Raw genomic sequence first — 13,585 nt, forward strand, 5'->3', positions numbered from 1 at the left:
GCAGCTTGAATCCGTATCACTCCAACTCCCAGTTTTTTATGTCAGCGTCCTTGCCGTCTCCTCCCGGCTTTCCGTCAGAGCCATAGGAGATCATATCAAAATCGCCATGGCTTCCCGGAGACAGATACAGATAAGGGTTTCCCCAGGCATCCTTCGGTATTTTATTCTTCTCCAGGTACCCGTCATCCTTGTATTTTTTCGGTATGGGTTCTGATGCCGGCTTTGTGATGAGGGCATCGAGCCCCTGATCGGTTGTGGGATACAGGCCGTTGTCAAGTTTGTAAAGCTTCAGGGCAGTCTCAAGGTTTTTCATCTGCAGCTTTGTCTCTGCTATCTTGGCGTCGTCAGTACGACCAAGCATCTTCGGCGCCACAAGAGCGGCCAAAATACCAAGGATGAATACCACAACAAGCACCTCGATAAGCGTAAAGCCCTTCTGTCTTTGGTGGTTGGTGGTTGGTGGTTGGGGTCCGACAAAACCCGAAACGTTCTGTAAACTCTGCATCCGCATATTCTTCTCCTTATTTAATGATCTGGTTCATCTGGAATATGGGCAGGAGAATGGATATCACCATAAAGCCCACAACTGCACCCATCACCAGGATGATTGAAGGTTCAAGCACCCGGAGAAAGTTGTCGATCGATTTTCTGAAATCTCTTTCCGCCATATCCGCTATCCTTTCGAGCGGTCCTTCAAGCCCACCGGTCTTCTCGCCGGTTATCACCAGCTGAAGAAATGTCGGGGGCAGAAAAAGTGCGAGATCTGACAGTTTTTTCCCTTCTTTGACTTCTTTCTTGATCCTGTCTATCTCTGATGCAAGGTACTCGCTGCCCGAAACGTCCCTGGAATATTCGAGCGCCTTTATTATCGGGACCCCTCCTGCAAGAAGAAGGCTCAGGACCCTGCAGAATCTTGAGATAGAAAGGTTCCTGAATGACTTCAAGGGAGAATAAAACAGCTTTTTTGATATCTGCATCGTCTGTTTCCGGTAATAGACCCTGCCCGAAAAAAAAGCGGCTGCTGCAGCAATGATCAGCAGATACCAGTACCCGTAGAGAAAATTGCTAAGCCCCATGAATATTCTCGTTATATAGGGCAATGGTATTTTCTGGTCCATGAATATTCCGGTCACCTTTGGAAAGACAAAGACAAAGACAAAAAATATCAGCAGCAGTGAGACCGTAACCATAAAGATAGGGTATATCAGTGCCGATCTGACCTTGTCTTTCAGTTCCTTCTCCCTCTCTAAAAAACCGGCAAGGCTCGCAAGCACAATATCCAGCCTCCCTGATTCTTCACCTGCCCTCACCATAGAGGCAGCATACTGAGGGAAGAAGTCCTTTCTGAGCTCCATGGCGCCGGAAAGGCTGAGGCCCTTCACAACATTATTGTAGACGTCCTCCATAACCTTCTTCACATTTCCCACGGTTTCTCCGGAGATTGACTGGATAGCGGCAGGCACCAGGACGCCAGAAGATATCATTGCAGAAAGGTTAATGAAGATATCGGAAATGCTTAGACCCTTTTCGAGCCTGAAGCCTGATTTTTCATCCTTCCCGATCTCCTTTACGTAAAGGCCCTTTTTCCTGAGGTCAACAATAGCTTCATCTTCATCTCGCGAGAAGGTCTTGCCGCTTATCTCCCTGCCTTTGGTATTGTAAGCGAGATACTTAAAATTCGGCATAATCCTGGTTTGTAACTCTGAGCACTTCTTCAAGGGTGGTGCTCCCCTTCTTTACCTTGCTGATCCCGTCATCCATAAGCGTCGCCATGCCTTTTTGGACCGCTCTCTGCTTGATGGTCCTTGCGTCCTTCTTGGCAAGGACCAGATCTTTTATCTCTTCGTCTATCGAGAGGAACTCAAAGATTCCTGTCCTGCCCAGATAGCCTTTGCCCCTGCATTCCGGGCAGCCCTTGCCCTTGTACACGGTCTCAACATCTTTCAATGCAGGAAACCCTGACTTTTCTCCTGGACTGAGTGCCACCGGCGTTTTGCAGAAATCGCATACCTTCCTCACGAGCCTCTGAGCAAGCACTCCAGACAGTGATGACGCAACCAGGAAAGGTTCAATCTCCATATCCACCAGTCTCGTGACAGCCGAGGCCGAGTCGTTTGTATGCAGTGTAGAGAGGACCAGATGGCCGGTGAGAGAGGCCTGTATGGCGATCTCTGCGGTCTCCCGGTCCCGAATCTCGCCCACCATTATAATATCAGGGTCCTGCCTGAGTACTGACCTGAGGCCGGCAGCGAAATTCAGGTTTATTTTCGGGTTCACCTGGATCTGTCCAACCCCTCTAATCTGATATTCCACGGGGTCTTCGATCGTGATGATATTTTTCTCCTCGCTGTATATCTTGAGCAGGCTGCCGTACAGTGTCGTTGTCTTTCCGGAACCCGTGGGGCCTGTTACAAGCAGTATGCCATTTGACCGGGAAAGCAGAGACGCAAACTGAGGCATCCTGCTTTCACCAAGTCCAAGCTCCTCAAGGCTCATTACACCCTTCATGCGGTCGAGTATCCTCAATACCGCCCTCTCACCGAAAAAAGTAGGAATAATAGAAACCCTTATGTCGATGTCCTTACCGCCTACAATAAGGCGGATACGCCCATCCTGAGGCAGCCTCTTTTCAGCGATATCCAGATTGGCAAGCACTTTGATGCGTGAGATGAGTGCGTCCTGAATTATCTTGGGCGGCGTTATGAGCTTTTTCAGTATTCCATCTATCCTGAACCTCACCTCAAGCTCCCTCTCGTAAGGCTCAATATGGATATCACTCGCCCTCTCTTTCACCGCTTCAAGAAAAAGGGCATTAAGCAGTTTTATAACCGGCGCCTCGTCCTTCAGTTCAAGGAGGTCTTTTGGCAGCTCGGCTGACTGCGAGAACATCTTCAGGTCTTCCCCGGAGATTTCTCCCATGACCGTTTGTGCGGACGGAATAAGGCTGTAGGCCTGGTTGAGCAGACTCAAGAGCGTCTCTTCAGGGCATAACCCGTATTCAAAACCGAGGCCGAACTTCTTTGCCATGTCGCGCAGGGCGAATCTGCCGTTGTCATCGCAGACCAGGCCGAATAATGTATTGTCTTCCTTCTTGTACACAAGGAACCGGTTGTTCCTTGAAAACTCAAAGGGGACATCCTTCAGCACGCTGACATCGATATCAGAGATCTGAAGGGAGTTGACTTCCCGGCTCACTGGTCCTTCACCTTCACGTCGGGTTCAATATGCTCTTTGAGGCTGGACTTGTCATCAGACATCTGTCTGGTAAAATCAGCCTTCTTCCGCTCTGAGAGGGCCGCAAGGTCAGCGGAATTCCTTATGATATGTGGAGTCAGAAATACAACCAGGTTCGTTTTTGTCTTGTTCACGGACTTGAACTTGAAAAGATATCCCAGATACGGTATGTCGCCAAGCCCCGGCACCTTGGTAATTATTTCCTCGCCCTTTTCCTGCATTAGGCCGCTAATTACAACGGTCTGGTTATCCCTCACAACAACGGAAGTCTTTGTTGAACGCTTTGTCGTGGTCGGGCCCACCTCGGTAAGGATACGCACGTTGGTCTCCTGCTTCAGGGAGGAAATCTCCTGATAGAGGTCGAGCTTGACATACTCCCCTTCGGTTATCTGAGGTGTCAGCTTGAGCATAATGCCCACGTCCTTCCGCTCGATTACATTGAAGAGGCTTCCTGTGGACGTACCCGTCGTATTGGTCTCTCTCTTTGATATAAATGGCACATTCTCTCCGACAATAATCTCAGCTTCTTTATTGTCAGAGGTGAGTATCTGGGGCGTCGAGAGCACATTCACCGCGTCCCTGAACTCATTGACGCTGAAGAGGGCTGAAAATCCGGGGATAGTCAGATTGGTCGTTGTCGTTCCGTCAGAGACCGGCACACTGAAAAAATTGCCCATGCCGCCTACAGACATACCGGCCAGCCCATTGATGATTTCGAGCATGGAGTTGCTGTCCATCGTTCCGAACCCTGCGACCGCGCCCTCGCCATTGTTCCGGGCTATGGTGCGCCATTTGGAACCAAGCTCTTTGAGCTTATCCAGTGACGCCTCCACAATCATGGCCTCCACATACACCTGTTTGCGCCGCTTGTCCAGGTCCTTGATAATGCCCAACAGGTTCTGGTAAAGCCCGGCAGGCGCATTTACAATGAGCGAATTCGTCGCCTTGTCTGCCGTGATCGTAACCTTACTTTTCGTATCCTGGGGCTGTTTTGCCTTTTCCTCAATACCCTTGACAACGCCGTCCAACACCTTTGCCATCTCGATCGCATCAGCGTTTTCAAGAAAATAGACCTTGATGTTACCTGTCATATCTATCTGCGGAATATCAAGGAGGGCAACAAGTTTCTTTATCGATTCTTTGGCATAGTTCGAGCCGATCAGAATAAGGGCATTGAGCCTGGTATCTGCCATGACCCGAATCTCATCGCCCCCGATCACGGCCTTGTCCTTTTTCTGCAGCGACTCATTGATCGTTTTCGCCATATCTTCCGCCACACCGTTTTTGATCTGGTATAACTCAGGATCATCCTTCGCAAGTGGCTGGTCCACAAAGGAAAGAATATGCTCGATCCTCTGTATGTTCAGCGCATTTTCGACAAGCAGCAGGTAATTGCCCGTCCCGAATACCGAGACATGACCGTCCTTTGAGATAAGGGGCTGAAAAAATTTCAGGGCATGTTCAGCGCTTATGTGGCTCAGCGGTATAAGCTTTGTGATATACGCATCCGTGGCCTTCCCCTCTGCAACCTCGGGGGAGAGAGCCTTTGCCTGGCCGACAGGGACTATCTTGAGCAGGTTGCCAGGCGCCGGTATCAGGGTATAACCCTTCAGATTGAGCACCGAGGTAAAGAGAGAAAAGGCCTCATCAGCCGATATCTTCGAGGGCGCCATAATCGTGATCTTGCCCTTCAGCGTCTCATCGAATATGAAATTCTTCCCCGTCACCTCGCTGATGAACTTCACCACATTGGTAAGCTCAACATCCTGCAGGTTCACTGCTATGAGGTTTTTCTTCGTTTCGGCAGAAACGACCGAAACCAGCAGAAAAACAACCAGAAGACATATACCGATTTTCTTCACAATAGCCCCCCTAATTGATATGGTATACCTGAGTCATCGGTACGCCATTCCTTATTATGTCCAGTTCCATCCTGTCCAGCTCTTTTATCATATTGAATATCTTCACCCCGTCACCCGGCGAATTCAGGTCTATTTTGTTTGCCCTGAGAATAATGTCTTCATTCTTCAGTCCCAAATTTTCATACACACCCCCCAGCCTGACTTCTTTGACCACGAAACCTTCTTGCCTGCCTTCTTTAAGAAGCGGCATAAGCCGGGCGCCCGTAAGCAGCTCATTGGGGTTTTCGAGAAATTTCTTGATCTGCTCCCTGTCAAAGGTCATTTCTTTGCTGTTTTTCATCGTCTGACTGGCAAAGGCCGCGGTTGAGGGGTTTTTTGAAGCAACAGATTCTATATTCGGAAACAGGAGTTCGAATCGTCTGCCGTCATCGGAGATGGTCACTTTGTCTGCTGAGACGGCAGCCAGTTTCCCGGCGCCAAAGACATCCTCCCCGAGCCTGAAAAGCCTCTGCATGGAACCCTTATTTTCTATAAAGGCATATCCGGGCTTATACGTTATAACGCCCTTTAAGACAAGTCCTTTCGGGTCTGTCGCCGTGCCAGACTCCTTCTGGATAACTGAAAATCTGGCGCCCTTTATGCCAAAAGGGTTTTTCTCAACAACAGCAGCAAAGCTTTTTACGGATTGCAAATCCTTCATTCCGGAAGACTTGTCTTCCGTCTTCGTCACGGTCCCCTTTGTCGAGACAAGTTCAAAAATCTTTCCCAGATTAAATGAAACTGACAGGACAAGGACAGCAACGCCTGCGGTATTCAGAAACGCGCTCTTTCTAAAAAAATCCATCGTTTTCATAGATTACCAGAAGGCTATTATATAACAAAAATGACCACCAAATCAGGTTGCTACGAGTTGAAACCTTAGCGATGCCGTACACTTAAGAGGAGACTGCCATGGAAAACTTGCAGGTTTGCCGGATCATGGTGAGAGTCGGGAAACCCTCTGACTGACATCCATATATTGGTAATCTTCGGCTAAGATCTTGTTATAGATAGTTCTGGCATCATCAGTCTTGCCTGAAATTTCATAATAGAGCGCCAGATAGTAGTATGGTTCGAGATTTGACCTGTTGACCGGCTCATTGTTGATCGCTTTATTGAACTTCTCAATAGCAAGGTGCGCCATGCCTTTCTGGCCAAATATCCTGCCGATAGCTACAGAGGCGGTTTTATAATCAGGGGATTCAGGTTCTATCTTCTGAAGAACTGTCAGCGCATTATCAATAAGTTCAAGCTGCATAAAGTGCTTGCCTGCCCGCAGATATTCACCGCCTTTTGCATAGAGTTCTGCAACCTTCCTGTCGATTTGTCCGGTCTTCTGATATGCCTCCGCTGCAGGGATATAGTTCCCCGCCTTTTCAAAGGCTTCGGCCGCCTTTGAAAAATCATTTCCCCTGAGGTACATCTCTGCCGCATCGTTGAAGGAGCCGGCCATGGCGTATAACTCACCGGCCTTCAAATAGCTGCCCGCCTCCATACATATCTCTGCAGCCAGCAGAAGGTCACCTGCCTTTTCGGCAAACAACGCCGCCTCCTGCAGCTGTCCTTTCCGATAAGATATGTTTGACAGGATCTCATGTTGTCTTCTGAACTCCCCGCCTCTGCCAAATAATTCTGCTGCCTTTTCAGGATTGCCCGAGTGCAGATAGCATTCTCCAGCCCGGAGGAAATCGCCCTTCAGCTCATGCGCAGCCGCGGCATCATAAAAGAGACGCGCACGTTCAAAGATCCTGATCGCCTTGTCATATTGACCGGCTTTTTCATACAGTTTCCCGCTCATAAGCGCATATCTGCTTCCGGATGCTTCCATGGATACAGGATTTCTCTGCTCGATAAAGCAGGCCTCATAAGACTCGGCTGCCTTCATGAAGTCACCAGCTTTTTCATAGAGCTCAGCCGCTTTAAGGTAATGCCTGCCCTTTTCATACATGAGTGCCGCATTTTTATCATCCTGAATCTTGAGAAAAAGTTCGGCAGCCCTTGTGTTGTTTCCGGCCTTTTGAAAAAATAGCGCTGCCTTTTCAAGGTCTCCGGTCTTTTCATGGATCTCGGCTGCAGAGGCATACTCCTCTGCCTCAAGATACTGAACTGCCGCCTTTTCATAGGCATTGATCGACTGATAAAGCTGGGCTGCTGTTTTATGGTCCTTTTCGGTCAGTGCCTTTTTTATCCTCCTTTTGATGACTTTTTCTTCTGCTCGATTCATGCTCTTTTCGGCAAAGTATCTTCTCAGAGGTTGAAACGGCCGTAGAAAGACGCCAAGAAGAACCGACAATATTTTTTTGGCAATAACAAACAGGATAAGAAGGAGTATGGCTGCGAGAAAATAGTGGACATACTCTGCTGCCCACGGGATATGCAGATAGCCGGCGATTACCCCTGCAATATCATGCAGCGGGGATATGAGATCATGAATAAATTTCATTTTTTATGCTTTCACCGAAGTATCCGTGGCTTAACAACCTTTCTATAGCCATGCGCTTTCATCTGTCTGTATCGGAGTCCTGATGAACGCAAGACAAAAAAAAGGGCGGGGGTTTAGCCCGCCCTTTCTCATGTATGCCCTACAAAATGGCTCGTCAATTCCTATGGCACGATCGTTGTCGTTAAGGTCAATGTGCCACTCGCATGTCCCGCTGCGGAGGCTGTCACTAATGTGGCCAGCGTATTTGTAGCTGTAAGCGGCCCTGCTGTAGACGTGTGCGTCAGCGTAGCGGTACACGTTCCCCCAGGCACCAACGAGCACGGAGCTGGGATCGTTGCGGAGAGTACAGATGTTGCAAAATCTGCAGTAGGAACCGCCGGGGTATCCGATGTCTTAGTGAGAGTAAACGTTGCAGCAGCGCATGCTGCACTGTCGTTATTATGCACCGTAAGGTTATAGGTTACGGAAGCAGGAAGAACACCCCCGGCTGAAATATTTTGTGCTACGCCGGGCACAACTGTTATTGTTGGCGCAGCTGCTGTACAGATTCCAGCAGTAATCGTAATCGTTACGGTCACTGTTGCACCTGCAGAATCCCGAACCTGTACCGTAACCGCTCCGGCTGCCGTTCCAGGAGCAACGGTAGCAGTAAAGGTCCCATTGGCCGCCACTGCCGATAAGGTCACCGACGGGTTACTTGCAGTGACGCTGTAAGCCGGGTTTCCACCGGTGATGGTGAAGATTCGACTGCCGCCAGCCAAGCCGTCTATAGTCGCAGACGTCGGGAAGACTGCCAGGGCCTGCGTCACACGGATAGGAACAGTGCCGATCACGACTCCCTCCACCTTTGCAGTCACCGTACATGTCCCCTCTGTTACAGGGGCGGTAAATACACTCGCGGCCACACCGTCAGTTGTCTGTCCAAATGGCGTTACTGTTCCGCACGTTGTCGAGAAATTCACTGTTGTGCCGTCAGGCGCTTTTGCGCCGGTATTGAGCATAACAATAGCGGTTAAATCAGATGTGCCGCCCGGGGCTACCGTCAGAGGATCAGCCGTAAGCGATGAAGCTGCAGCCGAAACCACAACCGGCCGCAGGAAGAGGGTCACCATATTGGCAGCCCCATTACCCGCAAAAGCAGTGACATTGACGTGTGTCTCTGTGTCCCGGATAGATGTTGGGGAGACCTTAAATATAGCCTTAGCCTGACCATATACATTCGTTTCCGTTTCAGCTCTGACCACTACCGCTTCTGCATGGCTCGTGCCCCAGGAAACTCCCCAACCCCCAAGAACAGGAACCCCTCCTGCATCAAAGATTGTGGCCAATACTTCAAAGGTATCATCAGCATCTGATTCAAACAGCGTAAAATCGGACACTTCATTATATGTGCTGTTGCCGGGGACGCTATTTACTTCCATAGACATGCTGGTTGCAAGCACATCGTTTGTAGAGAAGTAAACGGTCTTCCGGTCTCTTACGATCCCTGAGCCGGCAGTAACCTGTGCAACGATCGTGGCAAACCCAGGGGTAGTCGAGGAGAGTCTTACCTCGGCATTACCCTGGCTGTTCGTAGTTGCGGTTACTGCACTCAAGATTCCGGTTAATGACATGTTCGTAAAGCTCACGGGATAATTAGCAACAGCATTGCCGTTGCCGTCAAGCACCCTGGCCTTTAAGGTGATAAAGGAATTCGTCTGGGCGATAAATTGAACCGGGAGCAGCTTAACTACCGAAGGCACACCGGTATTTACGCCAGGAGGTGCTGCTGAACTGCCAGTCCCTCCACCGCCGCATCCGGCAAGGAGCACTGTCATGCAGATCAATAGTATAAATATTGGCAATAATAATTTATTTTTCATAGTTCCTCCTAATTGGTAGCTGCCGTCATCATTACTGACAGGTCTCAAAGTCATCTATCCAGAAATCATATTCAATCGGGAAATAGCCAGTGCCGAAATCATTCCTATATTTGCAGTAGTATTTTGCCACATAATGGGTAGGTCTTTCAGAGGGAACATTTATGCCGCCAACCAAGGCGCTCCAGAAATCATGCTTTCTCTGTATATCAATGAGCGGAACTGAACATGTTGACGCTGTGCTGTCAGTAAGGATGCAGTTTGGATAGAACGTCAATGAAGGGATGACCGGAGCGGAAGGGTCTTCAACTGCCCTGAGATAGGTTATGGTGCATTCCTCTACACTTGCCGGAAAAGGAGGATTCGCAACACCGCTTTCATTCAGCCTCTTGGCAAGTATGTTTATCTCTGCGTCCACCCGGAAAAGACCTTTTTCATACGTCGCAACACCGTTAGCATCGACAGAGCAGACATGAACATTTGCATCAATATCCGGCGTCAGGTCCGTCGTTGTCGGAACCCCTTTAATGCTTACGGACTGGATCACGATGCCTGTATCGCTGCTTCCGGTAGAGCCGGGCGCTCCAACATCACCGCCACCGCAACTGAAAAGCGGCAATGTCAGCAAAACCATCAAGCCTGATATAAGAACTTTACCTTTCATGTTTCACTCCTTGTTTCTATATTTCAATGTTATTGGCAATTTGCAATTAACTTAAATATCTGCTCATAGCTTCTCTGTCATTCCTGCAGTTCCTGCGCAACAATCCCGTTGCGTTTAGGCACCTGCTTTCATCCGCAACAGGAACTCTATTTTAGACTGACGTTGCTCTCGATGACTCTGGGCGTAACAAATACAATAATTTCAAATTGATTCTTGGAATTATTATCATTCTTGAATAATTGTCCAAGAAGCGGGACTTTACTCAGGCCCGGAATGCCTTGATCACTATGCGACTCACTATATTTGTAGACCCCGCCGACAACAAGAGTCTCACCATTGTTTACAAGGACTTTTGTCTTAATGTCCGTATTGGTGGTATCTGCTCCGACATTTCCGCCGGCATTGATTAATTGCAGCAATTCTTTTTTCACAATTGAAAGATCAAGAATTATCGCGCCGGCCGGAGTAATTTTTGGCGTAACTTTAAGCGTGAGATCAACCGGAACTGTTTGTAATTTTGGCTGTCCATCTTTATCCGTGGAAGGCAGCTGTAACTCACGCCCCTGCTTAATGGATGCTTCGATGTTGTTCATCGTCAGGAGCCTTGGATTTGACAATATCTTCCCTTTTTTATTCTCCTCCATGGCCGATAGACGAACGTCGAGTGCCATAGTGCCTGCTCTATTGATAAATCCGAACCCGAGCTGTCCTGCTATAGATGACGCAGGCACATTAACCAGGAAATTGCCAGGCGCTGCAGTTCCGGCCAAGCCCTGGTTGCCGACACCGTATGTTCCATTTCCAGTAGCTTTCGATGCAAATGCTCCCCACTGAACACCAAGGTCGTGTAAATAGTCCGTATTGACTTCAACGATTCTCGCCTCAATTAAAACCTGTCTGGCCTGCAAATCTTCCGTATCGATATCTTTCAGAAGGGCCTCTACTTTCTGCAGGTTCAGTTCAAGATCGTTAACGATGATATTGCTACTGTCTTTGTCAGTACTCAAACTACCCCTTGAACTGAGCACCTTAGCCTTGTCAATAGCTTCCTTGATCTTATCCACATTGGCGTAGTTCACGGTAAAGATCTTCGTAACAAGATCACCGGCTTCAGACTGGGCCTTTTTGTTATTTTTTATTTCATCAAGCTCTTTCGCTACCGCAGTAGTCGGTAAAACCCTGATGATATTGCCGTCAACAATTTTGGACAGATGGAACGTCCTCATGATAATGTCGAGAGCCTGATCCCAGGGCACATTAATTAGTTTTAGGGTTATTTTTCCTTTCACTTCGGGATTAACAACGATATTATATCCGCTTACATCTCCCAGTAGCCTGAATATGGGAATAATATCCGCATCCTGGAAATCAAGAGAAATCTTCTTGCCCGAATAGGCCCCATCGGTTGTAGTGGCAGATACCGCTGATTCTTTGGCAACAACTGCCGGTTCCGATGCAACAGGCGCCGCACCAGCGGCCGATTCTTTGGCTGCGTTAGTCGATGCACGCTGAGGCTGGGCATCTTCCTTGTTCATAAGCGATATTTCAATTGAGTTACCGATTGCCGTTACATCGAAATTTGTTTTTTCCTTCAGGTCAAGCACGATACGCAGTTTGTCCTTGTGCTTTCCCGCCCGTATGCCTTTAAGAGGAGACATAGTTTGAGACGGTAAGGCAGCACGTAACGCCGTGTCAGGGATATCAACAACAATACGCTCATTCACGGGGAAGACATTCGGAATCATTGTACCATTGCCGCTGATGATTACTTTTACCGTATCAGCTGATTTCTTTATGGTTATGCTGTTTATTTCGGTAGCTCTGGATGCTGCAGGCGATGCTTCTTTTTCTGCCGGGACCTCTACCGCAACAAGTCTTACCAAAGGCTTAGGATCTGCTTCAATGCTTTTGGCCTCGGTAAAAACCATAGGATCATCTTTTTTGATGGAAAGAATAAGCGTGTTGTCTTTATATTCAGGGCTAAGGGAGGAAGGGCTCTGCAGAACAATATCAAGCCTTGTCATACGTGTCGGCGAATCGATCTGCTGAGGCACAACTTCAGTGACCATGCCATTATCGGAAACGATCTTGTCCGTAAATGCACCAATGCTCATGTCTGGAATTTCGATGGTCGCTCTGTAGGGATCGTTTGTCTTGTTCAGCGTATAGGTGAATGGCTTGCTGCTCTGGATCGTAAGACTGTTTTCATCAACCCTGAGTGAGGTAAGGGCAGGAACTTCGATTGTCTGGGATGACTGCTTGACTGCCTGCGTATTTGCGCAACCCAGCAGCGCTATCAGGACAAAAATAGTTATTAATGGTTTCAGGAGTGTATATTTTCTCATTATTCCTCCTCCTTGCGGAGTTTCAGTATAGTATCCTTGATTTTGAGCTGACCTTTGTAGTCTTTGACCTTTTCGGTAATGATTACTGAATCAGGAGTAATTTCACGAACTTTACCGCCATATATCCCCAAGGTCATACCTTTTCGAATCGTAAATGATTTATTGTCCGGCAGGGTTATCATAGCATAAGACTGCTGCCGGTCCCATACGATTGCAATCAGTTTTATCTCGTCAACATCAAAGGATTCAACGGGAGAAGCTCCCTTCAAGGCCTGGCGAGTACCGGTCGGTTTAACTTCAACGAGAGAGGTAAATGGATCTCTCCGGTCCTTGGGTTCATAGACATACACTTCTTTCTCGACCTTGATTTCGGCAGTCGGCACTGCAGCCTGCTGAGATGGAGCCGCAGGCACAGGCTTCGCTGCCTCAGGTTTCTTTGGAGCCGCAGGCTGTTTACCACCGCAGCCTGATACTATGAACAAAGCAGTTGAAAGAACAAAGACAAGAAGTATCTTCCCGGTTTTCATCATTTTGCACCCGCCGGAGCCGGGGCCTTGGCTGCCTCCGCATCAGAAACTGAAGAAAAGGTTGCGGCAGTAAATGAGACCTGCAATGATGTTCCGCTTTTTTCTTTCTTGGGGCTTCCGAGTTTCATATTAGAAATATTGACAATCCTGTTCAGTTTGGTGAGACTGCTGAGAAAATATCCAAGATTATGATATGAACCGACGACATCAACCGATACCGGTATTTCATGAACAATGCCGCTCGGATGCGCCTTTTTTGGGGACGGTTTCCACGATTTTATCTCAAGACCGGCTGCAATTCCCATATCAGAAACCTGTTTTAAGAGGCTTGATATTTCTTTCTCATCAGGGAGTTGTTCTTTCAGTTCATTGATCCTTTTTACCAGTCTTTCATTTTCTGTCTTCAATACGTCAAGCTTGGCAGCTTTTGCCTGGCTGGCAGCGATTTCGTTATTCTGTTTGTCGATCTGTGTTTCCAGAACCTTGATCTGCTTCAGCTTAGGACTAATCACCAGAAACAGTACCAGCAGCGCGATGATGATCGACGGCAGTACCGCAACGATTATTTTCACATAAGAGGGCAAGGTCTTTATATCAAGTTTGATTGCCATA

Annotated in this window: 11 protein-coding genes; all 11 read right to left on the bottom strand. The window is 48.2% G+C overall.

Annotated features, from left to right (window positions below):
- Nucleotides 1-16: 16 nt before the first annotated feature.
- Complete coding sequence (gene gspG, locus HZB31_00505; GenBank protein MBI5846435.1) at nt 17-505, bottom strand: type II secretion system major pseudopilin GspG; 489 nt, start codon at nt 503-505, stop codon at nt 17-19.
- Between the two features lie 16 nt (nt 506-521).
- Nucleotides 522-1,685, bottom strand: coding sequence for a type II secretion system F family protein (locus tag HZB31_00510; GenBank protein ID MBI5846436.1), 1,164 nt, complete (start codon nt 1,683-1,685; stop codon nt 522-524).
- Nucleotides 1,672-3,195, bottom strand: coding sequence for a type II secretion system ATPase GspE (gspE, locus tag HZB31_00515; protein ID MBI5846437.1), 1,524 nt, complete (start codon nt 3,193-3,195; stop codon nt 1,672-1,674). Before gspE ends, HZB31_00510 begins: the two co-directional genes overlap by 14 nt.
- Nucleotides 3,192-5,096 carry a type II secretion system secretin GspD gene (gene gspD, locus HZB31_00520; GenBank protein ID MBI5846438.1) on the bottom strand — a complete coding sequence of 635 codons (1,905 nt, stop codon included), beginning with the start codon at nt 5,094-5,096 and terminating at the stop codon, nt 3,192-3,194. Before gspD ends, gspE begins: the two co-directional genes overlap by 4 nt.
- Nucleotides 5,097-5,106: 10 nt before the next feature.
- Nucleotides 5,107-5,949, bottom strand: a complete 843-nt coding sequence (locus tag HZB31_00525; protein ID MBI5846439.1) for a hypothetical protein — start codon at nt 5,947-5,949, stop codon at nt 5,107-5,109.
- 123 nt (nt 5,950-6,072) lie between these two features.
- A complete protein-coding gene (locus tag HZB31_00530; GenBank protein MBI5846440.1) occupies nt 6,073-7,578 on the bottom strand; it encodes a tetratricopeptide repeat protein in 1,506 nt (501 codons plus the stop codon).
- A 161-nt stretch (nt 7,579-7,739) separates the two neighbouring features.
- Nucleotides 7,740-9,440: an Ig-like domain-containing protein gene (locus tag HZB31_00535; protein MBI5846441.1), complete on the bottom strand. Its 1,701-nt coding sequence runs from the start codon at nt 9,438-9,440 to the stop codon at nt 7,740-7,742.
- 31 nt (nt 9,441-9,471) lie between these two features.
- Entirely contained in the window at nt 9,472-10,101 is a 630-nt protein-coding gene (locus HZB31_00540; protein MBI5846442.1) for a hypothetical protein, read from the bottom strand.
- A gap of 146 nt (nt 10,102-10,247) precedes the next feature.
- Nucleotides 10,248-12,446: a type IV pilus secretin PilQ gene (gene pilQ / locus HZB31_00545; protein MBI5846443.1), complete on the bottom strand. Its 2,199-nt coding sequence runs from the start codon at nt 12,444-12,446 to the stop codon at nt 10,248-10,250.
- The gene (locus HZB31_00550) at nt 12,446-12,976 is read right to left on the bottom strand and encodes a pilus assembly protein PilP (protein MBI5846444.1); all 531 of its coding nucleotides are present in this window, start codon (nt 12,974-12,976) and stop codon (nt 12,446-12,448) included. Before HZB31_00550 ends, pilQ begins: the two co-directional genes overlap by 1 nt.
- The gene (pilO, locus tag HZB31_00555; GenBank protein MBI5846445.1) at nt 12,973-13,584 is read right to left on the bottom strand and encodes a type 4a pilus biogenesis protein PilO; all 612 of its coding nucleotides are present in this window, start codon (nt 13,582-13,584) and stop codon (nt 12,973-12,975) included. Before pilO ends, HZB31_00550 begins: the two co-directional genes overlap by 4 nt.
- Between the last annotated feature and the right edge of the window lies 1 nt (nt 13,585).

The organism is Nitrospirota bacterium (assembly GCA_016235245.1).
GTDB lineage: Bacteria > Nitrospirota > Thermodesulfovibrionia > Thermodesulfovibrionales > UBA6898 > UBA6898.

Bases quoted from the DNA above. Each gene is read 5' to 3' on its own strand.
- HZB31_00550 (MBI5846444.1), bottom strand. From the start codon at position 12,976: ATGATGAAAACCGGGAAGATACTTCTTGTCTTTGTTCTTTCAACTGCT.
- HZB31_00535 (MBI5846441.1), bottom strand. From the start codon at position 9,440: ATGAAAAATAAATTATTATTGCCAATATTTATACTATTGATCTGCATG.
- HZB31_00510 (MBI5846436.1), bottom strand. From the start codon at position 1,685: ATGCCGAATTTTAAGTATCTCGCTTACAATACCAAAGGCAGGGAGATA.
- HZB31_00540 (MBI5846442.1), bottom strand. From the start codon at position 10,101: ATGAAAGGTAAAGTTCTTATATCAGGCTTGATGGTTTTGCTGACATTG.
- pilQ (MBI5846443.1), bottom strand. From the start codon at position 12,446: ATGAGAAAATATACACTCCTGAAACCATTAATAACTATTTTTGTCCTG.
- HZB31_00530 (MBI5846440.1), bottom strand. From the start codon at position 7,578: ATGAAATTTATTCATGATCTCATATCCCCGCTGCATGATATTGCAGGG.
- HZB31_00525 (MBI5846439.1), bottom strand. From the start codon at position 5,949: ATGAAAACGATGGATTTTTTTAGAAAGAGCGCGTTTCTGAATACCGCA.
- gspG (MBI5846435.1), bottom strand. From the start codon at position 505: ATGCAGAGTTTACAGAACGTTTCGGGTTTTGTCGGACCCCAACCACCA.
- pilO (MBI5846445.1), bottom strand. From the start codon at position 13,584: ATGGCAATCAAACTTGATATAAAGACCTTGCCCTCTTATGTGAAAATA.